The sequence below is a fragment of the Streptococcus mitis genome (assembly GCF_003942965.1).
In the GTDB taxonomy this organism is placed as follows: Bacteria; Bacillota; Bacilli; order Lactobacillales; family Streptococcaceae; genus Streptococcus; species Streptococcus mitis_BH.
This window is the reverse complement of the sequence record NZ_RJOG01000081.1, coordinates 1-875: the sequence shown is the minus strand read 5'-3', so window position 1 is coordinate 875 and position 875 is coordinate 1. Positions and strand designations below refer to the sequence as shown.

The 875-nt window shown below is 29.0% G+C and carries 1 protein-coding gene; it reads left to right on the top strand.

The features are described 5' to 3' along the window. Positions 1-50 precede the first annotated feature (50 nt). On the top strand, positions 51-875 hold an 825-nt coding region (locus tag D8837_RS09400), incomplete at its 3' end, for a glycosyltransferase family 2 protein (RefSeq protein ID WP_260468895.1).

The window sequence follows — 875 nt, the reverse complement described above, 5'->3', positions numbered from 1 at the left end:
AAGAAAAACAAAAACTATTATCTAAAATAGCAGATTATGAAAGTAAAACTTTGATTAGTATTATCGTCCCCATTTACAATGTAGAAAATTATTTGAGACAGTGTTTAGATAGTATTATGAACCAAACATATCAAAATTTTGAATGTTTGTTAATAAATGATGGTTCTCCAGATAATTCAGCAGAAATCTGTAGAGAATATGTTGATAAAGATGCTAGTTTTCGTTATTTTGAGAAAGAAAATGGTGGGGTATCCTCTGCACGAAATCTGGGGATTGAACATTCTAAAGGAGAGTATATCACTTTTATTGATTCGGATGATTGGGTGGATTCTGACTATTTAGAAGTGTTGTATAAATCTCTGACAGATGAAAAAGCAGATGTAGCTGTTTCTACTTACAAACAATTCAATATGGATGACAACAACTATTATGTGCATTCTTATCAAAGAGGATATGAAAAAAAGATTTTTACAGGTCCAGAATTGATTGATAATTTACAATTATTATCTTCATTTGATTATTCATATCATTCTGTCTGTGGGAAATTAGTTAAGAGTGTAAGAGTGGAGACTATTCGTTTCAATGAAGAAACAACTTTAGGAGAAGATATGGAATTTTGGTATAAATTGTTTCTCATCTCTGATAAAGTTGTATATATAAACAAAGATACCTATATTTATAGAACTAGCAAAGACGAAGACAAACATTTTGAATTAGAAAAAATTAGGAGTGATATTCAACAACGTTTAAATTTTATGGCAGTAATTGCAGCTAGAGGAATGAATGTAGCAACTTATGTAGATGATTGTATTAGATATTTACACTTTTTAGAAACAAAATTTGTAGAACAAGAACAATCTAACGAAACAGTAAGA